This is a genomic window from Streptomyces sp. NPDC053427, assembly GCF_044544985.1.
Classification (GTDB): Bacteria; Actinomycetota; Actinomycetes; order Streptomycetales; family Streptomycetaceae; genus Streptomyces.
In genome coordinates this window covers 222,437-248,265 of sequence record NZ_JBITYA010000004.1, presented here as the reverse complement: position 1 = coordinate 248,265, position 25,829 = coordinate 222,437, and the positions used below count along the sequence as shown (strand labels likewise).

Below are 25,829 nucleotides of genomic sequence, written 5' to 3'. Positions count from 1 at the left end.
GGCGGTCAGCGGCCTTCGCAGGCGTCCACGAAGAGCTCCATGTGCCGGCGCAGCGCGCTGCCCAGGGCGATCCAGGACCCGTCGGTGAAGACGAGGTCGAAACGCCCTCGGGCGGCGACGGCTCCCGGGCGGGGCCGGAACCGGGCGATGTTCCGGCGGGGCACGTCCACCGCGACGACCCACTGCGGCGCGCGCCGGTCCTCGTTGCGGTCGAGCGCCACGATGTACCGCTGGTCGGTGATCGCCTGAAGGCCCACCGGGTCGCCGGCGTGCGCGAGGTGTACGCGGAACCGCCCGGCCATGCTCTGCCAGCCGCCCTCGAAGACCTGGCCCCACAGGGCGCGTTCGACGGCGGAGTCCGCGGCGTCCTCGGCCGTGTCCCGCGCCTCCTCCACGGCGTCGGCGGCACGGCCCACGGCGCGGGTGAGGCGGTTGTCGACCCACCGGCTGCGCGAGAACGCGTCGAGCGGCCGGGCGAGGGCACCGGTGACGGCGCCGAGGACGTCGCGGGCCCGCTCCTCCAGCCGGCCGGGCCGGGTGGGCGGGGCGGGCATCCGCAGTTCGGCCGGGACGGCGGGCAGCGCCGGGTTGGGGTAGAAGTCGCAGGCCCTGACCAGCGTTTCATCGGGCCGCAGCAGGCCGCGGAAGCCGTCCCGGTAGTCCTGCTTCATCCTTTGCCGCTCCCCGGCGATCGCCAACCGATTGTCGTGCCCCTGTCGATTTCATGATCGTATCGCCCGCGTCCGGCGGCGTCCGGCGGTGGCGTGGTACGGCGACGGGGTCCCTTCCGTGCGGGGAAGGGACCCCGTGTCCAGGGCGCGGCGGACGCCCGGTCTCAGACCCCCATCGGGTGCCACACCGTCTTCGTCTCCAGGAAGGAGAGCAGACGCGCGGTGCCCGGGTCGGCGGCCCAGTCGGTGACCGCCGGGCGCAGCACCCGCTTGAGGTTGTCGGCCGCGGCCGTCTCCAGCTCCTTGGCCAGCGAGCCCTCGTCCGACAGGCCGGCCGCGCCCGCGAGATCGAGGGCGTTGACGTCCTGGTGGGCGGCGAGCGGGGCCGCGATCTCCGCCGTACGGCCGGAGAGGATGTTGACGACGCCGCCGGGCAGGTCGGAGGTGGCGAGCACCTCGGCCAGGGACAGCGCGGGCAGCGGGGAATCCTGGGAGGCCGCCACGACCACGGTGTTGCCGGTGACGATCGCCGGGGCGATGACCGACACCAGGCCGAGGAAGGACGACTCCTGCGGCGCCAGGACGGCGACCACACCGGTCGGCTCGGGGGAGGAGAGGTTGAAGTACGGGCCCGCCACCGGGTTGGCGCCGCCCGCGATCTGGGCGACCTTGTCGGACCAGCCCGCGTACCAGACCCAGCGGTCGATCGCCGCGTCCACCTGGGCGGTGGCCTTGGCCTTCGACAGCCCCTCCGAGTCCGCGACCTCCGCGACGAACTGCTCGCGGCGCCCCTCCAGCATCTCGGCGATGCGGTAGAGGATCTGGCCCCGGTTGTAGGCCGTCGCGCCGGACCAGCCGCCGAACGCCTTGCGCGCGGCGACCACCGCGTCCCGCGCGTCCTTGCGCGAGGCCAGCGGGGCGTTGGCCAGCCATGTGCCCTTTGCGTCGGTCACCTCGTACACCCGCCCGCTCTCGGACCGGGGGAACTTCCCCCCGACGTACAGCTTGTAGGTCTTGAAGACGGAGAGCCGATCAGACATTGAGGTACGCCTCCAGGCCGTGGCGGCCGCCCTCGCGGCCGTAGCCCGACTCCTTGTAGCCGCCGAACGGCGAGGTGGGGTCGAACTTGTTGAACGTGTTGGACCAGATCACGCCCGCACGGAGCTTGCTCGCCATCCACAGGATGCGCGAACCCTTCTCCGTCCAGATCCCCGCCGAGAGGCCGTACGGGGTGTTGTTGGCCTTCGCCACGGCCTCCTCCGGCGTACGGAAGGTGAGGACCGACAGCACCGGGCCGAAGATCTCCTCGCGGGCGATGCGGTGCGCCTGGGTGACGCCCGTGAAGAGGGTCGGCGCGAACCAGTAGCCGGAGGCGGGCAGTTCGCAGGAGGGCGCCCAGCGCTCGGCGCCCTCGGCCTCGCCCGCGTCGGCCAGCGCGGTGATCCGGGCCAGCTGCTCGGCGGAGTTGATGGCGCCGATGTCGGTGTTCTTGTCCAGCGGGTCGCCGACCCGCAGGGTGGCCATGCGGCGCTTGAGGGCGTCCAGCAGCTCGTCCTGGACGGACTCCTGGACGAGGAGGCGGGAGCCCGCGCAGCAGACGTGGCCCTGGTTGAAGAAGATGCCGTTGACGATGCCCTCGACGGCCTGGTCGATGGGGGCGTCGTCGAAGACGATGTTCGCCGCCTTGCCGCCCAGCTCCAGGGTCACCTTCTTGTCGGTGCCGGCGACCGTACGGGCGATGGCCTTGCCGACGTCGGTGGAGCCGGTGAAGGCCACCTTGTTGACGTCGGGGTGGGCGACCAGCGCGGCGCCCGTGGAGCCGTCGCCCGTGACGATGTTGACGACGCCCTTGGGCAGGCCAGCCTGGCGGCAGACGTCCGCGAAGAACAGCGCGGAGAGCGGGGTCGTCTCGGCGGGCTTGAGGACGACGGTGTTGCCCGTCGCCAGCGCCGGGGCGATCTTCCACGCCAGCATCAGCAGCGGGAAGTTCCAGGGGATGACCTGGCCCGCCACGCCCAGCGGGCGCGGGTCCGGCCCGTATCCGGCGTGACCGAGCTTGTCGGCCCAGCCCGCGTAGTAGAAGAAGTGCGCGGCGACCAGCGGCAGATCGGCGTCGCGGGACTCGCGGATCGGCTTGCCGTTGTCGAGCGACTCCAGGACGGCCAGCTCGCGCGAGCGCTCCTGGATGATCCGGGCGATCCGGAAGAGGTACTTGGCGCGCTCGGCACCGGGCAGCGCGGACCACTTCTCGAAGGCCTTGCGGGCCGCCTTGACGGCACGGTCGACGTCGTCCGTGCTCGCCTGGGCGACCTCGGAGAGGACCTCCTCGGACGACGGGGAGACGGTCTTGAAGACCTTGCCGTCCGAGGCCGGGGCGAACTCGCCGTCGATGAACAGCCCGTAGGACGGCGCGATGTCGACGACGGCGCGGGACTCGGGTGCGGGTGCGTAATCGAAGGTCATGAGTGCCTCAGTCCACCGTGACGTAGTCGGGGCCGGAGTAGCGGCCGGTGCTGAGCTTCTGGCGCTGCATCAGCAGGTCGTTCAGGAGGCTCGACGCGCCGAAGCGGAACCAGTCGGGGCTCAGCCAGGGGTCGCCCAGCGTCTCGTTGACCATCACCAGGTACTTGATCGCGTCCTTGGTCGTCCGGATGCCGCCGGCGGGCTTCACGCCCACCTGGACGCCGGTCGCCGCGTGGAAGTCGCGGACGGCCTCCAGCATCAGCAGCGTGACGGGCGGGGTGGCGTTGACGGCCACCTTGCCGGTCGAGGTCTTGATGAAGTCGGCGCCCGCGAGCATCGCCAGCCAGGAGACCCGGCGGACGTTGTCGTACGTCTGGAGCTCACCGGTCTCGAAGATGACCTTCAGGTGCGCGGCGCTGCCGTCGGGCCGTACGCAGGCCTCCTTGACCTGCTTGATCTCCTCGTAGACCGCCAGGTAGCGGCCGGCGAGGAAGGCGCCCCGGTCGATCACCATGTCGATCTCGTCGGCGCCGGCCGCGACCGCGTCACGGGTGTCGGCCAGCTTGACCGGCAGCGCGGCGCGGCCCGCGGGGAAGGCGGTGGCGACGGACGCGACGTGGATGCCGGAGTCGCCGAGCGCCTCCTTGGCCGTGGCGACCATGTCGGGGTAGACGCAGATCGCCGCGACCTTGGGGGCGGTGCGGTCGGTGGGGTCGGGGCCGACGCCCTTGGCGCACAGCGCCCGGACCTTGCCCGGGGTGTCCGCGCCTTCGAGGGTCGTCAGGTCGATCATCGAGATGGCGAGGTCGATGGCGTACGCCTTCGCCGTGGTCTTGATCGAGCGGGTGCCGAGGGTGGCGGCGCGGGCCTGCAGGCCGACCGCGTCGACCCCCGGGAGGCCGTGGAGGAAGCGGCGCAGCGCACCGTCGTCGGCGGTGACATCCGCCATTGACGCCAGACGCCCCGCGGCTTCCTTGCCGTATGCGGGAACAGTGATGGGCATGGTCACGAGGGGAGCATATCTACGCGCGTAGCAACATGTCATCCCCCTGAGACGGCCGGTACGGAGCGGACGCGCGAATGATGCCGTAACGCAATGTCCGGCATCCGGACGGTCGGGCAGAATCGGCGGCATGACAAGCCCGCGCCCGGAACAGTCCACCCCGCCCCAGCAGCAGTACGCGGACCGCAGCTTCCGCTCGCCCGCGGCCATGGCGGGCGGCGGGCTGCTCCTCCTCCTCGCACTCTGGCTCGGCGGCGACGCGCTGCTGCGGGGCACCGCGCACACCCGGCTCACGGCGCTGTTCGCGCTGCTGCTCGGCGTGCCACTGGTGTTCGCCTTCACCCTGCGGCCGGCGGTGCGGGCGGGCGCGGACCTCCTGACGGTACGCAACCCGTTCCGCACCATCACGCTGCCCTGGGGCGCCGTGGAGGATCTGCGGGCCGCGTTCTCCTCCGAGGTCTTCACCAGCGACGGCAAGTACCAGATGTGGGCGATTCCGGTCTCCCTGCGGCAGCGCAAGAAGGCCACCCGGCAGGCGACCCGCGGCGCCGCCAAGGCCCGCTTCGGCGGCGGCGCCGACGCCCCCGCACCGCGCGCCACGGCCGACCAGGCCCTCGACGAACTGCGCGAGATCAAGGAACGCGCCAAGGACCGCGAGAGCGCCAAGGGCGAGCCGAGGGTCCGCTGGGCCTACCCGGTCATCGCGCCGAGCGTGGTGGGAGTCATCGGGCTGGCCGTGATGCTGGCGCTCTAGGGGCGCCGGCCGTCAGTTGGCGGCCGGTCGGTGGCGCGAGGTGCACACCAGCGTGAGCCGGCCCAGCCACTCGAAGTCGTCCGGGTACTCCCACTCCTCGGGTGCCGCAAGTACGGCGGGGAGGTCTCGACGGGAAATCGGAGGTCCGGGCTGATACCCGGCCGTGCCGTCCGGAGCCGTCCAGGGAAGGTAGCGGCAGACCTCGACCACGCCCCGGTCGACGAGCGTGAGCAGGATCGGCACCAGGTCCGAGGCCGGACCGGAAGCGAGGGGCTCCGCCAGGTCTCCCCGCACCCCGGGCAGGATGTCCAACTCGCTCGCATTGAGCACGAAGGCGTACTCGATGTCGGACCAGGGGGTGGGGTCGGCGGCGTGCATCGGGGAATTCTTGCAGGCCCCGGCTCGCATTCCGGCCCACCCCGTCCGCATCGATGCCTGCACCGCTCGCTCGCCCGCGCCGCTCCTCCGACTCCGCGCTCACCGATGGCGGCGCGGGCGTCGAGCGGGTCCTCACGGCGCCCCCGGGTACACCAGCGTCATGTACGCCCCCAGATAGGCGGACGCCAGCGCCGCGCCGCCCAGCGCGAGGACGACGGTACGGCGACGGGTCCGAGCGAGGGCGAGCGCCAGGGGGAGCAGCAGCGGGAAACCGGGCAGCAGGAACCGGGCGCGCGGGAAGTAGACGCCGCCGCTGCCCAGCACGATCGCCAGCAGCCCGCCGCTGAAAAGCAGCAGCGGCAGCGGCTGCCGCCCGGCCAGGCACAGCAGGAACAGCACCACGGACCCGATCAGCACCAGCGAGACGACCACGAGGAAGAGCTGCGGCCGGGCCTGGTAGCCCAGCACCGAGCGCAGCGAGCGGAGCGTCCCGCCGCCGCCGTCCCATACGTTGCGCCACATCCGCTGGACCGCGAAATAGCCGTCGGGGCGGTGCAGCCGGAGGCCCACCCAGCCGACGTAACCGAGCCAGCCCACGGGGGCCAGCAGGGCGGCGGCCACCAGGCGAGCGGCGGCCGGGGTGGGCGGGCCCCCGTCCGGTGCGCGTCCGCGCCGCGCGAGGGCGAGCAGCGCGCAGAGCGAGACGGCCGCGGCGAGCGCCAGGCCCGTGGGGCGGGTGAGGCCGGCGAGCAGACACAGGGTCCCGGCCCGGAGCCAGCGGCCGGCCAGTACGGCATACAGCGACCAGGCGGCCAGCGCCGTGAACAGGGACTCCGTGTACCCCATCCACTGCACCAGGGCGACCGGCGTGGCGCCCCACAGGACGGCCAGCACGGTGCCCACCCGGCGGCCGTACAGCCGGTCGCCCACCGCGAAGATCCCCCAGGCCGCGATCAGCGAGCACATCACGGCGACGACCAGCCCGACGCCGGCGCGGGAGCCGGGCGTGACCGCCGCCACGACCTTGACGATCACCGGATAGAGCGGGAAGAAGGCCAGGTTGTTCACGTCGAAGACGTCCGGGCGCAGCACGCGGTCGTAGCCGTGGTCGGCAATGCCCAGATACCAGCGGGAGTCCCACCGGGCGGCGAGCAGCGGCCACAGTCCGTGGTGCTGGAGGTGCGCCCACTTCATCAGGACCAGCGCGCCCAGCAGGCGGACGGCGGCGTACCCCAGCAGCGCGGGCGCGGCCCGGCGCAGCGCCGCGGACGCCCGGCCGACGCGATCCCGCCGGCCGGCCGGTGACGGTGTCGCCGGCGCCGGGACGCCGGCGGGCGGCGGGGGCGCGGTCATGGGCACTGCGCAGCTCCTGGAGGACGGGCGGTGCGACGTGGTCGGCGTCCGGTTCCAGGGTTCCGCGCGCGGGGCGCGGGTGCCGGGACGGCTTGCGGCAGGTGCAGTAGGCGGTCACCCGTAGGGGCCCATGGCCGCGCCCCCTACGGGTGACCCCGTCCGCTCAGATCCCCAGCGCCCGCGCCAGGTCGCCCTTCACCGCGGCCAGCACCGTCGCGGCCGTCTCCCGGGCCGCCGGCAGCGCCTGCGCCGACGCCACCGGAACCACGACCTCCAGGTAGCACTTCAGCTTCGGCTCGGTGCCGCTCGGACGGACCACCACGCGGGCCGCCTCCACGCCCGAGCCGTCCGCGCCGGACAGGTAGTAGCGCAGCCCGTCGGTCGGCGGCAGCGACGCGGTGCCCTTGTTCAGGTCGTCGGCGGCGGTCACCGTCAGGCCCGCGAGGGACGCGGGCGGCGTCTCGCGCAGCCGGCCCATGGCGTCGGCGATCAGGGTGAGGTCCTCGACCCGGACCGAGAGCTGGTCGGTGGCGTGCAGCCCGAAGTCCAGCGCGAGGTCGTCCAGCAGATCGGTCAGGGTGCGCCCGGACTGCTTCAGCTCCGCGGCCAGTTCGGTGATCAGCAGGGCGGCGGTGATGCCGTCCTTGTCGCGTACGCCCTCCGGGTCGACGCAGTAGCCCAGCGCCTCCTCGAAGGCGTAACGCAGCCCGTCCACCCGCGCCAGCCACTTGAAGCCGGTCAGCGTCTCCTCGTAGGGGAGGGACGCGGCGGCGGCTATCCGCGACATGAGCGACGAGGAGACGATCGTGGTCGCGAAGGTGCCGGACGCCTGCTTGCCGACCAGGTGGGCGGCGAGCAGCGCGCCCACCTCGTCGCCGCGCAGCATCCGCCAGCCGTCCTGTGTGCCGGGGGCCGGGACGGCGACGGCGCAGCGGTCCGCGTCCGGGTCGTTGGCGATGACGATGTCGACGCCGTCCGGACCCACGGAGCGGGCGGTGGCGAAGGCGAGGTCCATCGCGCCGGGCTCTTCCGGGTTGGGGAAGGCGACGGTGGGGAAGTCCGGGTCCGGCTCGGCCTGTTCGGCGACGACGGTCGGGGCGGGGAACCCGGCCCGCGCGAACGCGGCGACGAGGGTGTCCCGGCCGACGCCGTGCATCGGCGTGTAGACGACGCGGGTGTCGCGGGGGGAGCCCGGGGTCAGCACGGCGTCCGTACGCGCCAGATACGCCCGCAGCACCTCGTCGTCGAGGATGTCCCAGCCCGCCTCGGGCCGCGGTACGTCCGCCAGCGCCCGGATCGCGGCGATCTCGGCGGCGATCTCGCCGTCCGCGGGCGGCACGATCTGCGAGCCGTCGCCCAGGTAGACCTTGTAGCCGTTGTCGCGCGGCGGATTGTGGCTGGCGGTGACCTCGACGCCGGCGACCGCGCCCAGGTGCCGTATCGCGAAGGCCAGTACGGGCGTCGGCAGCGGGCGCGGCAGCACGACGGCCCGCAGGCCCGCGCCGACCATCACGGCCGCCGTGTCGCGGGCGAAGTCGGCGCTCTTGTGGCGCGCGTCGTAGCCGACGACGACCAGCCCCGAGCCGTCGCCCTTCGCCTTGAGGTACGCGGCGAGGCCGGCCGCGGCGCGGATGACCACCGAGCGGTTCATCCGCATCGGGCCCGCGCCCAGCTCGCCGCGCAGCCCGGCGGTGCCGAACTGCAGGGTGCCGGCGAACCGGGCGGCCAGCTCGTCGGTGTCCCCGGCCGCGAGGAGCGCCGCCAGTTCCTGGCGGGTCTCGGGGTCGGGGTCCTCGGCCAGCCATGCCTCGGCCCGGGTGATCAGCTCCGTGCGATCGGTAGCCACGTGATGCTCCTGACGGTCAGGTCGATGGGGAGGGGCGGTACGGACGGCGGCGCGGAGGGGGAGCGTTCGGCTCGTCACGCCTACCCACTGCGCGTGTGCTTCGAGCCGCAGTACCGGCCAATGGTGCTGCGGGGGCGGCGGGGGACCGCCGTGGGGCGGGCGGCCCGGCGGGTGCCGTACGCGTCATACGCGCCTGCGCGAGGTATGCGCCGTACACCCGCCGGAAAGGCACCGGCCGGCTCAGAGCTTGCCGAGCACCTGGGCGAGCAGGCTGCCCATCGCGGTCGCGGAGTCGCGGCCGGCCTGGAGCACCTCTTCGTGGTTGAGCGGCTCGCCCGTCATGCCCGCGGCGAGGTTCGTCACCAGCGACAGGCCGAGCACCTCGGCGCCCGCCTCACGGGCGGCGATGGCCTCCAGGACCGTGGACATGCCGACCAGGTCGGCGCCCAGGCCGCGGATCATCTTGATCTCGGCCGGGGTCTCGTAGTGCGGGCCGGGGAACTGGGCGTAGACGCCCTCCTCCAGGCTCGGGTCGACCTCCTTGCACAGCGCGCGCAGCCGCGGCGAGTACAGGTCCGTCAGGTCGACGAAGTTCGCGCCGACGATCGGGGAGGTGGCGGTGAGGTTGAGGTGGTCGCTGATCAGGACCGGCTGGCCGGGGCGCATGCCCTCGCGCAGACCGCCGCACCCGTTGGTGAGCACGATGGTCTTGCAGCCGGCCGCGGCGGCGGTACGGACGCCGTGCGCGACCGCGGCGACCCCGCGGCCCTCGTAGTAGTGCGTACGGCCCAGGAAGACCAGCGCGCGCTTCTCGCCGACGCGGTACGAGCGGACCTTGCCGCCGTGACCGGCCACGGCGGGCGCCGGGAAGCCGGGCAGCTCGGTGACCGGGAATTCGTGCTCGGGCGCGCCCAGGGCCTCGGCGGCGGGGGCCCAGCCGGAGCCCATGACGAGGGCGACGTCGTGGGTCTCGGCGCCGGTGAGCTCGCGCAGTCGGGCGGCGGCGGAATCGGCGGCGGCCCGAGGGTCGCGGGCGATGTCGGGAGTAACAGATGCGTTCACGCGGACGAGGGTAGCCGCTCTTCCCCTACGCGCGTAGATGTCGCTGCCCACACCGCTCGGACCTTGCGCTTGTGTCTTCCTCTGAACGTGCACCCCGGGCGCGTCGCGTCACCGGAACCCTCACACCCGTACAGCGCACGGATCCCGGCCGTCCCTTCCGGGTATCCATAGGCCCGGGGCCTTCACGCCCCTCAGGGGTCGCCCCCTAAGGCCCACGCGCCCCGACCCCGCGCCGCTCAGCAGGGCCGCTTCCGCAGCTCCATCACATAGTCGTGCGGCGCGCCCGCCGACTCCGCCGCGTCCGCGATCTCGCCCAGATAGCGGGCCGACGGCAGGCCGCCCTCATAGCCGTTGAGGACGTAGATCCAGGCCGGCTCGTCGCCGTCCAGGGTGTGCACCCGCACCCGCATCCGGCGGTAGATGTCCAGGCCCACGCCCTCCCAGCGGTCCATGGACTCCTCGTCCATCGGCGCGATGTCGTACAGCGCGACGAAGACCTGCGAGCGGGGGGCCTCGACGATCGTCGCCAGCGCGCCCTCCCACCCCATCTGCTCGCCGCCGAAGGTGAGCCGCCAGCCGTTCAGCCAGCCCGTGCCGCGCAGCGGCGAGTGCGGTGCGCGGCGGGACATCAGCCGCGCGTCGAGGTTGCCGGCGTACGCGGCGTAGAGCGACATGGTTCCGAGGGTACGGGAGGTTCCCGGGTGGGCTCTTGATACCGGATTGCTACCGGAGATTCGTACAAAGCGGCAGCAGGGGAATGCACTCCACCGGCCGTAATGCGCGTACACCGGCCCCCGGGGAGAACGCCGCGGGTGCGTGCGGGACAATGGAGTACGTGACTCGGATCGTGATCATCGGTGGCGGACCCGGCGGATACGAGGCGGCCCTGGTGGGCGCCTCCCTCGGCGCGGAGGTGACCGTCGTCGACTGCGACGGTCTGGGCGGGGCATCGGTACTGACCGACTGCGTGCCGTCGAAGACTCTGATCGCGACGGCCGAGGTGATGACCACCTTCGACTCCTCGTACGAGGAGCTGGGCATCATCGTCGAGGACGACACGCCGCACATCGACCGCCCCGCGCGCGTCGTCGGCGTCGACCTCGGCAAGGTCAACCGGCGCGTCAAGCGCCTCGCGCTCGCCCAGTCGCATGACATCACCGCCTCCGTGACCCGCGCCGGCGGCCGGGTCATGCGCGGCCGCGGCCGCCTGGAGCCGGGCCAGTCGCCGGAAGGCTCGCGCCGGGTGACGGTGACCGCCGCCGACGGCTCGTCGGAGACCCTGGTCGCCGACGCCGTACTCATCGCCACCGGCGCCCACCCCCGCGAGATCCCCGACGCCCTGCCGGACGGCGAACGCATCCTCAACTGGACCCAGGTCTACGACCTGACCGAACTCCCCGAGGAACTCATCGTCGTCGGCTCCGGTGTCACCGGCGCCGAGTTCGCCGGCGCCTACCAGGCGCTCGGCTCCCGCGTCACCCTCGTCTCCTCCCGCGACCGCGTGCTCCCGGGCGAGGACCCCGACGCCGCCGCGGTCCTGGAGGACGTCTTCCGCCGCCGCGGCATGAACGTCATGGCCCGCTCGCGCGCCCAGTCCGCCAAACGGGTCGGCGACCGCGTCGAGGTCACCCTCGCCGACGGCCGCACGATCTCCGGTACGCACTGCCTGATGGCCGTCGGCTCCATCCCCAACAGCGCCGGCATCGGCCTGGAGGAGGCCGGGGTCAAGCTCAAGGACTCCGGCCACATCTGGACCGACAAGGTCTCCCGCACCACCGCGCCCGGCGTCTACGCGGCCGGCGACTGCACCGGCGTCTTCGCCCTCGCCTCCGTCGCCGCCATGCAGGGCCGCATCGCGATGTACCACTTCCTCGGCGACGCGGTCACACCGCTCAACCTCAAGACCGTCTCCGCCAACGTCTTCACCGACCCGGAGATCGCCACCGTCGGCTACTCCCAGGCCGACGTCGACAGCGGCAAGATCGACGCCCGCGTCGTGAAGCTGCCGCTGCTGCGCAACCCGCGCGCCAAGATGCAGGGCATCCGCGACGGCTTCGTCAAGCTCTTCTGCCGCCCCGGCACGGGCATCGTCGTCGGCGGCGTGGTCGTCTCCCCGCGCGCCAGCGAGCTGATCCACCCGATCTCCCTCGCGGTCGACAACAACCTGACCGTCGAGCAGATCGCCAGCGCGTTCACGGTCTACCCGTCGCTCTCCGGCTCCCTCGCCGAGGTCGCGCGCCAGCTGCACACACGCAAGACGGGCAACGAGTAACCGGCGCCCGGCCCCCGGCGCTCGGCACGCCTCGAGCGTCGGGACGGATTTCCGCCGCGCCGAACGCATTACCCGACCAGCGGTCAAACGGCACTGGGCGCCCATGAGTTCGCAAGGCCCGCGCCCTATATCACGGCACCCCCCACGCCATGCGCAACTTCCGGTATTTGGTGCAACCTGCTGAAAACAGACGGTCGTTGGCGTTACTGTCAGTTTCGTGTTCGCTGCAGAACGTCGCCAACTGATCCTTGAAATGGTGCGCGCAAACGGAGCGGTGTCGCTCCGGGAGCTCGCCCGTGTCGTCCAGACCTCCGAAGTGACCGTACGGCGGGACGTGCGGGCGCTGGAGGCGGAAGGGCTGCTCGACCGCCGTCACGGCGGGGCCGTCCTGCCGGGAGGCTTTACCCGGGAGTCCGGCTTCCCGCAGAAATCCCATCTAGCGACCGCCGAGAAGACGGCCATCGCCGATCTCGCCGCGGGCTTCGTCGAAGAGGGCGAGGCCATCGTCGTCGGCGCCGGGACCACCACCCAGGAGCTGGCTCGCCGGCTCGCCCGGGTGCCCGGTCTGACCGTGGTCACCAACTCCCTGCTGGTCGCCCAGGCGTTGGCCCATGCCAACCGCGTCGAGGTCGTGATGACCGGAGGCACCCTGCGCGGGTCCAACTACGCGCTGGTCGGCAGCGGTGCCGAGCAGTCCCTCCAGGGGCTGCGGGTCTCCCGCGCCTTCCTGTCGGGCAGCGGTCTGACCGCCGAGCGGGGCCTGTCCACCTCCAACATGCTCTCCGCGAGTGTCGACCGGGCGCTGGTGCAGGCGGCGGGGGAGGTGGTGGTGCTCGCCGACCACACCAAGCTCGGTTCCGACACGATGTTCCAGACCGTGCCCACGGATGTCATCACCCGCCTGGTCACGGACGAGCCGCCCGCTCACGACGACCGCGCCGCCACCGAACTGCAGGCGCTGGCCGATCAGGGCGTGCAGATCGCGGTCGCGAGCGGACCGGGGGCCGGGCAGGGACCCGGCCAGCCGGGTGCGGAGGGCTCGGTCGGGGAACGCAGGACTTCCCGGCGGGACGTGCCGCTGCCCGGCCAGCGCCGTAACCTGCCGCCGGGCAGCGGGAGTTCGCCGCTGCGCTCGGCCGCGTCACTGGCGGAGGGGCGGGTTGCGGATCTGGCCCCGAGACGCCGCTAGCGCCCCGCGGCGGGGTGGGCCGGGGCCGGGGCCGTTGTGGGTTGCTCTGGGGGTGGGTGGTGGCATCGGACGCCGCTGGCGCCCCGTGGCGGGGTGGGCCGGGGCCGGGGCCGTTGTGGGTTGCCCTTGAGGGGGCCCCTCGTCGGGGTGGGCCGCTAGTGGTCTGCTCGGAGGCCGGTGAGGGTGAGGGTCAGCAGGCGGTCGGCCAGCTTCGGGTCGTCGGGGGATTCCTCGACGGCGAGGGCGATGCCGTTGGTCAGCTGGAGCAGATCGCTGATGTTCACGTCGGGGCGCACGGCGCCGGCCTGCTGGGCGCGGTTCAGCAGCGCCGCGCCGGCCTCGCGCATCGGTACGCTGCACCGCGCCATCCCCGAGCTGTCGTCCGCCGACGCCGCCATCAGGGCGCGGGACAGACCGCGGTAGGTGCTGGCGTGGGTGATGATCGCGCGCAGCCAGTCGACCAGCGCATGGCACGGCTGCGGCGCGTCGGCCAGTTCCCTGGCGTACGTCAGCAGTGCCTCCACCTCGCCCTGGAAGACGGCGCCCATCAGGGCCGTGCGGTTGGGGAAGTGGCGGTAGAGGGTGCCGATGCCGACGCCGGCGCGGCGCGCGATGTCCTCGAGTGAGGTGTCCGTGCCGTGCTCGATGAACGCCGTACGGGCCTCGGTCAGCAGCCGTTCGTAATTGCGGCGCGCGTCCGCCCGCATCGGCCGTGCCGCCTGCGCCGTCGAACCCTTCGTCGCGGGCCGCGTACCCGCCGTGTCGGTCCCCATCGCCGTCCTCCCTCGCCCCGGCCGGTCCCGGCCCGGTGGGTCCAGGATGCCATTGCGGACGAGGGGAGGGCGGACGGCTCCGATCGGGGGACGGCGGCGGCTCCCGGGCGGGGCGGTGAGGGCTTTGCGGACCGTCCGGCAACCGGCCCGCCCGATGGCCGTTCGGCAGAGGGAGCGTGAACTTCCGGCATCCGCCCGCCGTCGCGTACCCGAACACCTCGCCCGGTCGGCAACTCCACCGCCCCAACGACCATCAAACCTGGCGCAATGAGGTCTTCCGGGAGCATCCGGGGGGCGCGGGACGACGTCGTGAATGTCCGGCGTGGGCACATGTACCACGCACCGGGGACACGGCAGGCGGAATCTGGGGAAGTACGTCATGGGGCTGACCAGCCGATCGCTGTTGTACGCCATGGCCGTGGCCGCCGTGGGCTGTGTGGGGCTCACTCTCTGGCTGTGGCCGCGGTTCGCCGGGCGGGGGCCGCGGGCGGTGCTGGGGCGGCTCGGGGCCATCGCGGCCACGCAGCTGACCGTCGTGGCCACGCTCGGTCTCGCGGTGAACGCCAACTTCGAGTTCTACGCCTCCTGGCACGAGCTGCTCGGCCTGTACGACGACGCCCCCGCCGCCATCGGCAAGTGGGGCGACGGCGGGTCCGCCGGGCCCGTGGGGGACCCGTCCAAGGGGCTCGTACAGGCTTCGGGGCCGGACGGGCTGGACAAGGTGCACGGGCTGCCGAAGGGGCGCCCGGACCTGGTCGGCAGGGTCGAGTCGGTACGGATCGTGGGGAAGCGGACCCGGGTCGTGGACGGGGCGTATGTGTATCTGCCGCCGCAGTACTTCCAGCCGCAGTACGCGCGCCAGCGGTTCCCCGTCGTCGTCGCGCTGAGCGGTTACCCGGGCGGGACGTTCCTGCTGGGCCAGCATCTGCGGCTGCCGCAGACGGCCGGGCAGCTGATCCGTACGGGCAGGATGCAGCCGACCGTCATCGTGATGCTGCGGCCCACCATCGCACCGCCGCGCGACACCCAGTGCGTGGACGTGCCCGGCGGCCCGCAGGCCGAGACGTTCTTCGCGCGGGACGTGCCGGACGCGGTGAAGTCGCGCTACCGCGTCGGGCACGACCCGGGCGGCTGGGGCGTCCTCGGCTACTCCTCCGGCGGCAGCTGCGCCCTGCAGCTGACCATGCGGCACGACCGGACGTACACCGCCGCGGCGGCCCTCTCGCCCGATTACAAGGTCAGCAACGACCCGACCACCGGCAATCTCTTCGGGGACGGCAGGGACCGGATACGGCGTCGCCAGGAGCACGATCTGATGTGGCGGCTGGCGCATCTGCCGGCGCCGCGGGTGAACGTCCTGGTGGGCACGAGCCGTACGGGGGAGAAGAACTATCCGGCGGCCAGGGCGTTCCTGGACGCGGTCCGGGGACCGATGACGGCCGACTCCCTCGTGCTCGACCACGGGAGCCACAACTTCGCCACCTGGCGGCGCGAACTCCCGGCCGCGCTCCAGTGGATGAGCAGGTCGCTGACGTTCCCGGAGGACGTCGTGGGCAACTCCTGACGGCCGCCGGCTCTCATGGGGTGCGGTCGGCCGGTGGCGGGGCGGCGTCGGGCGGGGCGGCGCGGAAGGCGTCGAGGACGGCCGCCCGCTCGTGGTACGGGCGGCGGTGCAGGTTCGACAGCAGCCGCCACATCCGCCGCTCGTCCGCCAGCCGGTGCGGCAGTACGACGCCCAGCGCCTCGGCCAGCGGCTTGCGGCCGGTATTGACCAGCGCCCGCACGGCGGCGGCCCACTCGTCGGTGGCGTTCACCGCGCACCGGTACCACAGCGGCAGCAGCACCACGAGCGCGGCCGCGGTGCCGAGCAGCAGGGCGGGCGACGGGTCGGGGGAGGCGAGGGCGGCCAGGGCGAGGACGGCCAGCGCGGCGTGTCCGTAGAGCAGGGCGACGAAGAAGTCCGCGTTGGTACGGGAGAGTTCGGCCTGGCGGCGGATCTGTTCGGGAGCGGTGCCGGTCAGCTCGTTCCACAGCACCTGGGTGTCGAGCCGGAAGCGGTCGTGGCCGTACTCCTCCAGCCGGCGGATGGCGTTGCCGAGGCGGGTCGGGGCGATCTGGTCGTCGTCGACCGGGTAGCGGCTCAGCCGCTCGCCGAGCAGGGCGCGCTGGGCGGCGGTGCGGCGTCGGTCCCGGCCGGCGGTGCGGGCCAGGCGCGGGTCGGCCCGGAGGCGGGCCAGGCTCTCGGCGTCGGCGGCGGGCAGGGGCGCCGCCGTTCGGGCGCGCCGTTCGAGGCGCAGCAGATCGATGCGGTCGGCGAGCCGCTGCTTGGTGGCGCGCTGCCGTACGCAGCCGCGCTCGTACGCCCTGGAGGGCCACAGGCTGTAGCCCTCCAGGATCCGGTAGAGGGGCGTCTGGAGGGCGCTGAGGACCAGCCCGAGGAGCAGGGCGGCACAGAGCAGCAGCAGGGTCGTGCCGGCACCGGTGCGCGGCCACAGGCGGGCCACGGGGGCGGTGTGGCGCAGGCTGGGCGCGATGGTGAGGAAGAAGACGGCGAGGTTCAGGGCGGTGGGCAGGATCCAGCCGACGATCAGCGTCCAGGCACCGCCGAGGACGCTCTTGGCGATGTCACCCACGAGGCCGGTGCGTCCTTCGCCGCGCCCCGGGCGTCGCGCGCCTCACCATTCGTCCTCTTCGTCGCCGCCGAAGGGCGGGCCGGGCGGGGTGTTGCCCGCTGCGGGGTGGATGACCTGGTCACGCCCCGCCTGGTAGATGCGGTCGTATTGAGTACCCCCGAATTGGCCGAAGACGACGCCGCCCGAGGGGCCGCCGTACGGTCGCAGGCCGTCCAGCAGCGCCCGTACCCTCTCGGCCATATCGGGGGATTCGGACAGCAGCCGGTGGATGCGCCGCCGCCATTCGTGGGTGACGGCCGCGACCACCTCGTCGGCATCGCCGTCCTCCGTGGCCGCGAGGAGTTCCGCCCGCGCCTCGTCGAGCTCGGCGGTCAGCGCTTCTCGGTCGGTGGACCCGGGAGCGCCCGACAGCAGCAGATCGGCGAATTCATTCCGCGCCCCGTGCCACCGGTCCGTGGGGGCCGCTGCCGCCAACTCGGCCGCCGCCGCCGTGACCAGTGCTAACAGTTCCGCTTCCATACGGCCCCCGCCCCCGCTGTCCGTCGTCTGTCGCCGCGCGTCATCCCGATGCGTTGCGGGCCCATTGTGCCGCGCGGTGCGCATGACGCGAGGGGCTTCCGGCACCGATGTGCCAAAAGCCCCTCGCGTTCGTGCGGTGGTGCCGCGTCAGTCCTCGATCAGTCCTTGATCTCGCAGATCACGGCGCCGGACGTCAGGGCCGCGCCGACCTCGGCGGTCAGGCCCTTGATGGTGCCGGAGCGGTGGGCGTTCAGCGGCTGCTCCATCTTCATCGCCTCCAGGACGACGACGAGTTCGCCCTCGACGACCTGCTGGCCCTCCTCGACGGCCACCTTGACGATGGTGCCCTGCATGGGGGAGGCGAGGGCGTCACCGGAGGCGGCGCTGGAGGACTTCTTGGCGGCCTTGCGCTTGGGCTTGGCGCCACCGGCGACCGCGGCGCGGGCCAGCGGCATGCCCAGCGAGGACGGCAGCGAGACCTCCAGGCGCTTGCCGCCGACCTCGACGACGACCGTCTCGCGGCTGTCCGCCTCGGCCTCGTCGGCGCCGGGCGCGGCGAACGGCGCGATCTCGTTGACGAACTCGGTCTCGATCCAGCGGGTGTGGACCGTGAACGGGTCGGCGGAGCCGGTGAGTTCGGGGGCGAACGCCGGGTCCTTGACGACGACCCGGTGGAAGGTGAGGGCGGTGGCCATGCCCTCGACGGTGAACTCGTCCAGGGCGCGGGCCGCGCGCTGCAGGGCCTGCTCACGGGTGGCGCCGGTGATGACCAGCTTGGCCAGGAGGGAGTCCCAGGCCGGGCCGATGACGGAGCCGGACTCGACACCCGCGTCCAGGCGGACACCGGGGCCGGACGGCCCGTCGAACTTGGTGACCGTGCCGGGCGCCGGGAGGAAGTTGCGGCCCGGGTCCTCGCCGTTGATGCGGAACTCGAAGGAGTGGCCGCGGACGGCGGGGTCGTCGTAGCCCAGCTCCTCGCCGTCGGCGATCCGGAACATCTCGCGGACCAGGTCGAGGCCGGTGACCTCTTCGGTGACCGGGTGCTCCACCTGGAGGCGGGTGTTGACCTCGAGGAAGGAGATGGTGCCGTCCTGGCCGACGAGGAACTCGCAGGTGCCGGCGCCCTCGTAGCCCGCCTCCTTGAGGATGGCCTTGGAGGCGCGGTAGAGCTCGGCGTTCTGCTCGTCCGACAGGAACGGCGCGGGGGCCTCCTCGACGAGCTTCTGGTGGCGGCGCTGGAGGGAGCAGTCGCGGGTGGAGACGACCACGACGTTGCCGTGCTTGTCGGCGAGGCACTGGGTCTCGACGTGCCGGGGGCGGTCGAGGTAGCGCTCGACGAAGCACTCGCCGCGGCCGAAGGCGGCGACGGCCTCACGGACGGCCGAGTCGTAGAGCTCGGGGATCTCTTCGAGGGTGCGGGCGACCTTCAGGCCGCGGCCGCCGCCACCGAAGGCCGCCTTGATGGCGATCGGCAGGCCGTGCTCCTTGGCGAAGGCGACGACCTCGTCGGAGCCGGAGACCGGGTCGGGGGTGCCGGCGACCAGCGGCGCACCGGCGCGCTGCGCGATGTGCCGGGCGGCGACCTTGTCGCCGAGGTCGCGAATGGCGTGCGGGGGCGGGCCGATCCAGGTCAGGCCCGCGTCGAGAACGGCCTGCGCGAACTCGGCGTTCTCGGACAGGAAGCCGTATCCGGGATGGATGGCGTCCGCGCCGGAATCGGCGGCGGCGGCGAGAACCTTGGCGATGTCCAGGTAGCTGGTGGCAGGTGTGTCACCGCCCAGGGCGTATGCCTCGTCTGCCGCACGGACATGCAGGGCGTCCCGGTCGGGGTCGGCGTAGACGGCTACGCTCCCGATTCCGGCGTCCCGGCAGGCACGGGCAACCCGAACGGCGATCTCGCCACGGTTCGCGATGAGCACCTTGCGCACGATGGGTCCTTCCTTGGCGCGTCGCCGCAACAAATCAACGTCGCGAGTTTAGTGACTGGCGACACCGCGTGCCGAGTCGTTCCCTGTGGTGACCTTGCCCACACGGAGCGTGCCGGAGGCGCCAGCGAGGGAGTGAACTCCCCTGACAGCCCAGGGTAGGCCCGAAATCAGGGGCTCGGCACCAGACCCCGATGTGGCCTAGGTCTCTGGCCACGGTCGTTCGGCGGGTCGTCAATTCTTTGTGGAGTCCCTACGAATGGGCGAAGGAAACTTTGCGCTCGCCTCCCGCGGCCGACGCGCCGAGTGCCGTCCACCCGCACGCCACCCGTGCAGACCTCTTGCCCCGGCTATTACCGATTAGTAGCGTGCGCGCTGTCTTCGGTACTCGCGGTAACGGGGGTACCGGCCAGGAGCGGTGACGGCGGAAGTGGGTGGGCGCGGTGGTGGTGGCGCGGAGACCGGTGGCTCTGATAGCGGCGGTGATGCTGGTCCTGGAGGCGCTCGGGATCGTCCTGCTGAACTGGATCCTGAGCATCGTCGTGGACCGGCAGCAGATGTCCCTCGCGGGCCTGGAACCCGGCGCGATGTCCACCGGCGCCTGGGTCGCGGGCGCTCTTTTCGGCCTGTATCTCCTCTTCTGTGCCGCGGTCCTGGTCCGCATGGCGGTGCGCGACCGGGCGCCCGGCGGCTTCACCCGCATCGTCCTGATCACCTGCGCGGTGGTGCACGGTCTGCTGGGAGCGATCGCCGTCGGGCCGGCGGGCTGGGTGGCGTTCGTGGCGATGATGGTCGTCCTCGCGCTGGTCGTGCTGCCGCTGGTGGCGTACGGGGAGCCGCGGATGCCGGAGGCGGGTGCAGAGGGCGACGGGGGCGTCGGCGGCGAGGGGATCGGTACGGCGGCCGGCTCGGCCTGAGCTCCGAAACCTGAGGCCCGAGCCCTGAAACCTGAGGCTCGAGCCCTGAAGCCCGAGGCCCGGAGGCCGACCGCCGCAGGCCGGTGGCGGACGGCAGCCGGGCCTTCGTCATGAACGGCGCCTCGCGCTGCACCCTGCCGGTGTTCCGCGGCCGCTCAGGAGGCGCCCCCAACCGGCGCCTCCTCCCGCAGCACATGCAGGAACGCCCGCATCCACTTCGGCTGGTCGGGCCAGGCGCGCGCCGAGACGACCTTGCCGTCCACGACCGCCGCGCCGTCGACGAAGATCCCGCCGCCCAGCTCCACCTCCGGTGCACAGGCGGGGTAGGCGGAGGTCCGGCGGCCCTTGAGGACGCCGAGCGGGGCGAGCGCGATGGCCGCGTGGCACAGGTGGGCGACGGGCTTGTCGGCATCGAAGAAATGCGTCACCACGCGCCGGAAGTCGGGGTCGTTGCGCAGATACTCCGGCGCCCGGCCGCCCGGCAGCACCAGCGCCGCGTAGGCGGCCGGTTCGACGTCGGCCAGCGCCAGGTCGGAGGGCCAGGAGTGGCCCGCCTTCTCGACGTAGGTGTCGTACCCCTCGACGAAGTCGTGCACGACGAAATTCAGCTTCTTCCGGGACGGCGCCGCGACATGGGTCTCGTAACCCTCCTCCAGCAGCCGCTGGTAGGGGTAGAAGAACTCCAGGTCCTCGGTGGCGTCGCCGGCGATGATCAGAACCTTGGGCATGGCGGGCGCTCCTCAGGGTGCGGGTCGGGTGATCCGGTTCCGCCACGATGCGGCCCGAGCCCCGCCGACGGGAGTACCCGGGGCCGCATTCCGGCCATTGCGAAAAATCCACCCGGACGGCCGCGGGACGGCCGCCGGCTTCACGCCCGCCGCCGACGTCACGCCTGACGCGTCGGCAGCACGATCGCCTGGCGCAGGTTCACATGGCGGGCGCGGCTCGTCGTGTACGCGATCAGGTCCGCGATGTCGTCCGCCGACAGGCCGATCAGGGCGTCGAACATCCCGTCCAGCTGGCCGGACAGCTCCGCGTTGTCGACGTGGTCGCTCAGCTCGGTGTCCGTCAGGCCCGGCTCGATGTTGGTGACGCGGACGTCGCGCGGGCCCAGCTCCGTGCGCAGCGACTGCGAGAGGTACGTCAGCGCGGCCTTCGTCGCCCCGTACACCGCGTAGTGCGGAAACGCGATGTGCGCGCCGATCGACGAGATGTTCACCAGGTCCGCCGTCCGGCCGGCCTCCGCCGCCGCGATCAGGTCCGGCGTGAAGGCGCGGAGGACGCGCAGCGCGCCGGCCACGTTCGTGTCGAGCATGCGCTGCCACTCGTCGATGCGGCCGTCGGTGACCGGGTTCGGCAGCATCACGCCCGCCGCGTTGACCACCAGGTCGACCTGGCCGTACGCGGCGTGCACCCGCTCCGTCGCGGCGTCCACCGAAGCCTGGTCGGTGACGTCGGCGGCGACCGCGAGGGCCTGCCCGCCCGCCGCCTCGATCGCGGCCGCCAGCTCCGTCAGCCGTTCGGCCCGGCGGGCGAGCAGCGCTACCCGGACACCGTGCGAGGCGAGCAGCCGCGCGGTGGCCTCACCCATCCCGCTGGCGGCTCCGGTGATGACGGCGGTACGGCCGGCGAGGGATGCGTACGACATGGGGGCTCCTGCTGCGTCGAGGTTCTGCGGTCGTCGCCGCCGGGCGTTCCCCGGCGACGACCACCACTCTGCGCCCCGCCACGGCCCGTACCCAGGGCTGCCGTTTTCCTGGGTCCCGCAGTACCAGGATCGCCACCGCCACCGGCACCGGAACTTTCCCGGCGCCCTACGATCGGTGGCATGGACATATCCATGGACGGGGAGATCGGCGACTTCCTGCGCTCCCGGCGCGCCCGTATCCAGCCCGAGGACGTCGGCCTGCCCGGGCACGGCCGGCGGCGCGTCCCCGGCCTGCGCCGCGAGGAGGTCGCCCAGCTCGCGGGCGTCAGCGTCGACTACTACATCCGCCTCGAACAGGGCCGCGGCCCCTCCGTCTCGGACGCCGTACTCGACGCCATCGGACGCGTCCTGTGCCTCGACGACACCGAACAGGCGTATCTGCGCACGGTGGCCCGGCCCGCCCCCCGCCGCCGGTCCGCCCCCGGGCCCGCGCCCCAGAGCGTCCGCCCCGGCCTGCGCCTCCTCCTGGACCTCATGGACCGGGCCCCCGCGTTCGTCCTCGGCCGCCGCATGGACGTCCTCGCCTGGAACGCCCTGGGCGACGCCGTCGTCGGCTTCTCGCAGATGCCGCCCGAGGAACGCAACATGCCGCGCCAGGTCTTCCTCGACCCGCAGGCGCGCGAGCTGTACCCGGACTGGCCCGCGGTGGCCGCCGAGACGGTCGCCCACCTGCGCCTGGACGCGGGCAGCCATCCGCACGACCGGCAGCTCACCACGCTGGTGGGCGAACTGTCGCAGGGCAGCGCGGACTTCCGCCGGCTGTGGGCGGACCACCAGGTCAAGGAGAAGACGTACGGGGCGAAGCGCATCGCGCACCCCGTGGCGGGCGAACTCGTCCTCCCGTACGAGACGTTGAACGTGCCCGGGGAGGCGGACCAGATGCTGGTCGTCTACACGCCGGAACCGGGTTCACCGACCGAGGCGCGCCTGAGCCTCCTGGCGGGCCGGCCCGTTCAGGGCGCGGCGTCCTCCAGCACCGCGAACGCGTCCCCCACGGCCAACTTCCCCGTCCGCAGCACGGAGTACAGCGACCCGAACGCCAGGCCCCCCGCCGGCACCCGCCGGTAGGTGGCCAGCATCCGCAGCGGCTCGGGGCCGGCCTTGGCGCCGGTGTCCTGGTCGACCAGGGTGACGGCGCAGCGGATGGCCAGCTTGGCGAACCCCAGCTCGGCGTCGCCGACCGCGACCCGCCGCGCGAGGTCCTCCCGATGCGGCTCGTCCCATCCGTCGACCACGATGTTCGGCCGGAACCGGCTCATCGCGAGCGTGGGTTTGCCCGCCGCCGTGTAGCGGGCGTTGAGGTCGTCGAAGGTGGCGCGGGAGAGGATGTGCAGGGCGCAGCTGTCGGCGTACCCGGAGGTGCTGGGGTGGAGCCCGTCCTCCCGGCGGTCGTGCTCCGGCGGTACGCGCACGAGCCGGCTGGGCGCGCCCAGCACCTCGGACAGCCACCGGGCGGCCTCCTCGCCCTGATCGATGCCCAGGTACGGCACCCCGAACAGATCGACCGGGGTCCGTGCCGACGTCAGGTCCACCGGGATCCGGGCCGGCTCGACTCCCGCCGTCCGTAAGGTCAGTTCGCTTCCCCCGGCACCGACCTCGGGCCGTATCAGCGCCAGCTTGGGGTCCCTGCGCTGGCTGCGGTACACGCCGCCCTCCCCGACCACCATGAAACTCCGGTCGTACGGCAGGCCGGCGGGCGTGAGCTCGGCCTCGGTCAGCGGGACCGGGGCGCACCCCTTGACGGGATAGGTGAGGAGTTCTCCGACTGTCGTATGCGTCGCCATGCGGTCAGCTTGCTACAGGCGGCAGTGCGGCGCCGGAGAAGGCCCAAGGTGTGTGGTCGTTCACGTCCACAGGTCGGTGATGGCCACGTCCAGGTCGGCGAGCAGGCGGCGCAGCAGCGGCAGGGAGAGGCCGATGACGTTGCCGGGGTCGCCGTCGATGCCGTCGATGAAGGGGGCCGAGCGGCCGTCGAGGGTGAAGGCGCCGGCGACGAAGAGGGGCTCGCCGCTGGCGACGTAGGCGGCGATCTCGGTGTCGGTGGGCTCGCCGAAGCGGACGGTGGTGCCCGCGGTGGCCGAGACCCGGCGGCCGGTCGCCGTGTCGATGATGCAGTGGCCGGTCTGCAGGATGCCGGAGCGGCCGCGCATGGACTTCCAGCGGGCGGTGGCGTCCTCCGCGTCGGCGGGCTTGCCCAGGGCCCGGCCGTCCAGTTCCAGGACCGAGTCGCAGCCGATGACCAGCGCGCCCGCCGCCTCGGGCCGGGCGGCGACCGCGGCCGCCTTGGCCTCGGCCAGGACGCGGGCCAGCTCGCCCGGCGTCGGGGCGGTCAGCGCGTCCTCGTCCACGCCGCTGACGATGACCTCGGGCGCCAGCCCCGCCTGCTGGAGCAGCCCCAGCCGGGCGGGCGACTGCGAGGCGAGCACGAGCCGGCGGGCGCGGGGGTCGGGCTCGGGGTGGTGGTGGGGATGCGGCACAGACGTCATGCCCGCCATCGTACGGAGGCCGCGGCGGGCGCCGCGCGGCCCGGCCGTCCGGGGCCTACTTCTTCAGGACCGCTTCCATGACCGCCTTGGCGATCGGCCCGCCCAGCTTGCCGCCGGCGATCTCCGAGCGCGGGATGTCCATGTCCTTGGGGTCGACGAAGACGGCGACCGCGATGGGGGAGGTGCCGTCGCTCTGCTTGGCGTAGGAGACGAACCAGGCGTAGGGGCGCTCGTCGTTGACGTTCGCGCCGTGCTGGGCGGTGCCGGTCTTGCCGCCGACCGTGACGCCGTCGATGGCCGCCTTGTCCGCGGTGCCCTCCGCGACGGTGTACTCCATCATCTCCTGCACCTTCTTGGCGGTGTCCTCGGAGACGGCCTGCCCGTCGCCGGAGTTCAGCGGCGTCGGCTCGGACTTCTCGATGGTGGACATGCCGGGGCCCTGCACCTCGTCGACCAGGTACGGCTTCATCACCTTGCCGTTGTTGGCGATCCCGGCGACGACCATGGCCATCTGGAGCGGGGTGCTGGTCAGGCTGCCCTGGCCCATGCCGGTCAGCGCCGTCTGCGGCTGGTCGAGCTTGGCGGGGTAGCCGCTGACGGCCGAGCGGATCGGGACGAACTGCTCCTTGTTGAAGCCGAACTTCTCGGCGGTCTCGCGCATCTTGTCCGTCCCCAGCTTGTGGGCCGCGTCCAGGAAGACGTTGTTGCACGACCACTGCATGCCGGTCTTCATCGAGGCCTTGTCGCAGGGCGCGCCGGCCACGTCGTTGCCGACCTGGGTGTGGGTCTGGGGGAGGGTGTACGGGGCGGGGGCGCCGGAGGAGGCGTTGATGTCGCTGACCGTGCCGTGCTCCAGGGCCGCGGCCGCCGTGAGGATCTTGAAGGTCGAGCCGGGCGGGTAGATCTCGCGCAGCGCCCGGTTGTTCATCGGCTTGCTCTTGTCGGCGTCCAGCGCCAGGTACTTCTTGCTCTCCGCGATCGTCAGGCCGGCGAAGGAGGACGGGTCGTAGGACGGGGTGCTGGCCAGCGCAAGGATCTTGCCGCTGCGCGGGTCGAGGGCGACCACCGCGCCGCGGGCGTGCAGATCGGTCAGCCCCTTGTAGGCGGCCTTCTGCGCCTTCTCGTCGATGGTGGTGATGACATCGCCGCCGCGCGGCTTCTCGCCGGTCAGGACGGCCTTGGCGCGGTTGAAGAAGAGCCGGTCGTCCTTGCCGCTGAGGATCTTCTTGTAGACGCCCTCGAGCATGCTCTCGCCCTGTGCCTGCGAGGCGTATCCGGTGATCGGCGCGTACATCGGACCGTCCTGGTAGGTCCGCTTGTACTTGAAGTCGCCGTCGGTCGCGACGGAGCCGGTGACGGGTTTGCCGCCGACGATGATGTTGCCGCGCGGGTAGGAGAACGCCTCGATCTTGACCCGGCGGTTGTTCGGGTCGTTCGCGAGCTCGTCGGCCTGGACGAACTGGATCCAGGTCACCCGGCCCAGCAGGGCGAGGATCAGCACCCCGCAGAAGACGGCTATGTGCCGCAACGGTCTGTTCATCGCTTCCCCACTCCCAGGGGCGCCGGGGCATCTATCAGCCGCACGCCCGAATTGCGCTCTTCGGGAGGTAAAGATGCGAGGGGAGTGGCAAAGGTTGCGTCACCTCCCGGCGAGGAGAAGCATCAGCAGCACCGCGGCAATGGCGAGCACCACGCCCATCCGCCGAAGTTTGGCCTGCGCCTCGCGCAGCTCCTCGGGCGGTTCGTCGGGCGGGTCTGACCACAGCATGCGACCGATCCTGCGCCCGTCGTGGCGGCGGGGGGGGGGGGGGGGGGGGCGCGCCGCGCGGGGGGCGCGGGGGGGGGGGGGGGCCGCCCGGGGAAGTACCCCCGGGGGC

25 protein-coding genes are annotated in these 25,829 nt (G+C 72.7%); 6 read left to right on the top strand and 19 right to left on the bottom strand.

Features of this window, described 5'->3' with window-relative positions; genetic code table 11:
• Nucleotides 1-5 precede the first annotated feature (5 nt).
• The 4 genes from ACIGWZ_RS12835 to deoC form a co-directional block, all read right to left on the bottom strand.
• The gene (locus tag ACIGWZ_RS12835; protein WP_400063696.1) at nt 6-671 is read right to left on the bottom strand and encodes a hypothetical protein; all 666 of its coding nucleotides are present in this window, start codon (nt 669-671) and stop codon (nt 6-8) included.
• A 164-nt stretch (nt 672-835) separates the two neighbouring features.
• Nucleotides 836-1,711, bottom strand: coding sequence for an aldehyde dehydrogenase family protein (locus tag ACIGWZ_RS12830; protein WP_400063694.1), 876 nt, complete (start codon nt 1,709-1,711; stop codon nt 836-838).
• Nucleotides 1,704-3,134 (bottom strand): aldehyde dehydrogenase family protein, encoded by a 1,431-nt coding sequence (locus ACIGWZ_RS12825; RefSeq protein WP_400063692.1) that lies wholly within the window; start codon nt 3,132-3,134, stop codon nt 1,704-1,706. Before ACIGWZ_RS12825 ends, ACIGWZ_RS12830 begins: the two co-directional genes overlap by 8 nt.
• Before the next feature lie 7 nt (nt 3,135-3,141).
• Nucleotides 3,142-4,137: a deoxyribose-phosphate aldolase gene (deoC, locus tag ACIGWZ_RS12820; RefSeq protein ID WP_400064425.1), complete on the bottom strand. Its 996-nt coding sequence runs from the start codon at nt 4,135-4,137 to the stop codon at nt 3,142-3,144.
• Nucleotides 4,138-4,267: 130 nt separating this feature from the next.
• Here deoC and ACIGWZ_RS12815 point away from each other — a divergent pair, with 130 nt between their 5' ends.
• On the top strand, nt 4,268-4,891 hold the full coding sequence (locus ACIGWZ_RS12815; protein WP_400063691.1) for a PH domain-containing protein: 624 nt from the start codon (nt 4,268-4,270) through the stop codon (nt 4,889-4,891).
• 12 nt (nt 4,892-4,903) lie between these two features.
• On the opposite strand, the gene ACIGWZ_RS12810 is transcribed toward ACIGWZ_RS12815, so the two are convergent.
• The 5 genes from ACIGWZ_RS12810 to ACIGWZ_RS12790 form a co-directional block, all read right to left on the bottom strand.
• Nucleotides 4,904-5,269: a hypothetical protein gene (locus ACIGWZ_RS12810; RefSeq protein ID WP_400063689.1), complete on the bottom strand. Its 366-nt coding sequence runs from the start codon at nt 5,267-5,269 to the stop codon at nt 4,904-4,906.
• Between the two features lie 132 nt (nt 5,270-5,401).
• A complete protein-coding gene (locus tag ACIGWZ_RS12805; protein ID WP_400063687.1) occupies nt 5,402-6,622 on the bottom strand; it encodes a hypothetical protein in 1,221 nt (406 codons plus the stop codon).
• 163 nt (nt 6,623-6,785) lie between these two features.
• The gene (locus ACIGWZ_RS12800) at nt 6,786-8,468 is read right to left on the bottom strand and encodes a phospho-sugar mutase (RefSeq protein ID WP_400063685.1); all 1,683 of its coding nucleotides are present in this window, start codon (nt 8,466-8,468) and stop codon (nt 6,786-6,788) included.
• 240 nt (nt 8,469-8,708) lie between these two features.
• Entirely contained in the window at nt 8,709-9,530 is an 822-nt protein-coding gene (locus ACIGWZ_RS12795; RefSeq protein ID WP_400063683.1) for a purine-nucleoside phosphorylase, read from the bottom strand.
• A 236-nt stretch (nt 9,531-9,766) separates the two neighbouring features.
• Nucleotides 9,767-10,204: a gamma-glutamylcyclotransferase gene (locus tag ACIGWZ_RS12790; protein WP_400063681.1), complete on the bottom strand. Its 438-nt coding sequence runs from the start codon at nt 10,202-10,204 to the stop codon at nt 9,767-9,769.
• Nucleotides 10,205-10,356: 152 nt separating this feature from the next.
• Here ACIGWZ_RS12790 and ACIGWZ_RS12785 point away from each other — a divergent pair, with 152 nt between their 5' ends.
• Together ACIGWZ_RS12785 and ACIGWZ_RS12780 are read left to right on the top strand one after the other, a co-directional pair.
• Nucleotides 10,357-11,802, top strand: a complete 1,446-nt coding sequence (locus tag ACIGWZ_RS12785) for an NAD(P)H-quinone dehydrogenase (RefSeq protein WP_400063679.1) — start codon at nt 10,357-10,359, stop codon at nt 11,800-11,802.
• A gap of 253 nt (nt 11,803-12,055) precedes the next feature.
• On the top strand, nt 12,056-12,991 hold the full coding sequence (locus ACIGWZ_RS12780) for a DeoR/GlpR family DNA-binding transcription regulator (RefSeq protein WP_400064423.1): 936 nt from the start codon (nt 12,056-12,058) through the stop codon (nt 12,989-12,991).
• Between the two features lie 155 nt (nt 12,992-13,146).
• Here the strand turns inward: ACIGWZ_RS12780 and ACIGWZ_RS12775 are convergent, their stop codons facing one another.
• Nucleotides 13,147-13,764, bottom strand: coding sequence for a TetR/AcrR family transcriptional regulator (locus ACIGWZ_RS12775; RefSeq protein WP_400063677.1), 618 nt, complete (start codon nt 13,762-13,764; stop codon nt 13,147-13,149).
• Nucleotides 13,765-14,143: 379 nt separating this feature from the next.
• Between ACIGWZ_RS12775 and ACIGWZ_RS12770 the strand changes: the two genes are divergently transcribed.
• Complete coding sequence (locus ACIGWZ_RS12770; protein ID WP_400063675.1) at nt 14,144-15,328, top strand: alpha/beta hydrolase; 1,185 nt, start codon at nt 14,144-14,146, stop codon at nt 15,326-15,328.
• A gap of 13 nt (nt 15,329-15,341) precedes the next feature.
• On the opposite strand, the gene ACIGWZ_RS12765 is transcribed toward ACIGWZ_RS12770, so the two are convergent.
• The 3 genes from ACIGWZ_RS12765 to ACIGWZ_RS12755 all read right to left on the bottom strand — a co-directional run bounded on the left by ACIGWZ_RS12765 (nt 15,342) and on the right by ACIGWZ_RS12755 (nt 18,844).
• On the bottom strand, nt 15,342-16,397 hold the full coding sequence (locus ACIGWZ_RS12765; RefSeq protein WP_400063673.1) for a hypothetical protein: 1,056 nt from the start codon (nt 16,395-16,397) through the stop codon (nt 15,342-15,344).
• A 42-nt stretch (nt 16,398-16,439) separates the two neighbouring features.
• Nucleotides 16,440-16,916 (bottom strand): hypothetical protein, encoded by a 477-nt coding sequence (locus tag ACIGWZ_RS12760; protein ID WP_400063671.1) that lies wholly within the window; start codon nt 16,914-16,916, stop codon nt 16,440-16,442.
• Between the two features lie 158 nt (nt 16,917-17,074).
• Nucleotides 17,075-18,844 (bottom strand): acetyl/propionyl/methylcrotonyl-CoA carboxylase subunit alpha, encoded by a 1,770-nt coding sequence (locus tag ACIGWZ_RS12755; protein ID WP_400063669.1) that lies wholly within the window; start codon nt 18,842-18,844, stop codon nt 17,075-17,077.
• A gap of 461 nt (nt 18,845-19,305) precedes the next feature.
• Between ACIGWZ_RS12755 and ACIGWZ_RS12750 the strand changes: the two genes are divergently transcribed.
• Nucleotides 19,306-19,758: a hypothetical protein gene (locus ACIGWZ_RS12750; RefSeq protein ID WP_400063667.1), complete on the top strand. Its 453-nt coding sequence runs from the start codon at nt 19,306-19,308 to the stop codon at nt 19,756-19,758.
• A 155-nt stretch (nt 19,759-19,913) separates the two neighbouring features.
• Here ACIGWZ_RS12750 and ACIGWZ_RS12745 read toward each other — a convergent pair whose 3' ends face one another.
• Both ACIGWZ_RS12745 and ACIGWZ_RS12740 read right to left on the bottom strand, forming a co-directional pair.
• Nucleotides 19,914-20,486, bottom strand: coding sequence for a DJ-1/PfpI family protein (locus ACIGWZ_RS12745; RefSeq protein ID WP_400063665.1), 573 nt, complete (start codon nt 20,484-20,486; stop codon nt 19,914-19,916).
• 158 nt (nt 20,487-20,644) lie between these two features.
• Nucleotides 20,645-21,406 carry an SDR family oxidoreductase gene (locus ACIGWZ_RS12740; protein ID WP_400063663.1) on the bottom strand — a complete coding sequence of 254 codons (762 nt, stop codon included), beginning with the start codon at nt 21,404-21,406 and terminating at the stop codon, nt 20,645-20,647.
• Between the two features lie 192 nt (nt 21,407-21,598).
• Between ACIGWZ_RS12740 and ACIGWZ_RS12735 the strand changes: the two genes are divergently transcribed.
• On the top strand, nt 21,599-22,534 hold the full coding sequence (locus tag ACIGWZ_RS12735; protein ID WP_400064421.1) for a helix-turn-helix transcriptional regulator: 936 nt from the start codon (nt 21,599-21,601) through the stop codon (nt 22,532-22,534).
• Here ACIGWZ_RS12735 and ACIGWZ_RS12730 read toward each other — a convergent pair.
• The 4 genes from ACIGWZ_RS12730 to mmpB form a co-directional block, all read right to left on the bottom strand.
• Nucleotides 22,420-23,250, bottom strand: a complete 831-nt coding sequence (locus tag ACIGWZ_RS12730; protein ID WP_400063661.1) for an MOSC domain-containing protein — start codon at nt 23,248-23,250, stop codon at nt 22,420-22,422. The genes ACIGWZ_RS12735 and ACIGWZ_RS12730 overlap by 115 nt on opposite strands.
• 60 nt (nt 23,251-23,310) lie before the next feature.
• Nucleotides 23,311-23,952 carry a nucleoside triphosphate pyrophosphatase gene (locus ACIGWZ_RS12725; protein ID WP_400063659.1) on the bottom strand — a complete coding sequence of 214 codons (642 nt, stop codon included), beginning with the start codon at nt 23,950-23,952 and terminating at the stop codon, nt 23,311-23,313.
• Between the two features lie 55 nt (nt 23,953-24,007).
• A complete protein-coding gene (locus ACIGWZ_RS12720; RefSeq protein ID WP_400063655.1) occupies nt 24,008-25,492 on the bottom strand; it encodes a peptidoglycan D,D-transpeptidase FtsI family protein in 1,485 nt (494 codons plus the stop codon).
• 99 nt (nt 25,493-25,591) lie between these two features.
• Entirely contained in the window at nt 25,592-25,720 is a 129-nt protein-coding gene (mmpB, locus tag ACIGWZ_RS12715) for a morphogenic membrane protein MmpB (RefSeq protein WP_400063653.1), read from the bottom strand.
• Nucleotides 25,721-25,829: the final 109 nt, after the last annotated feature.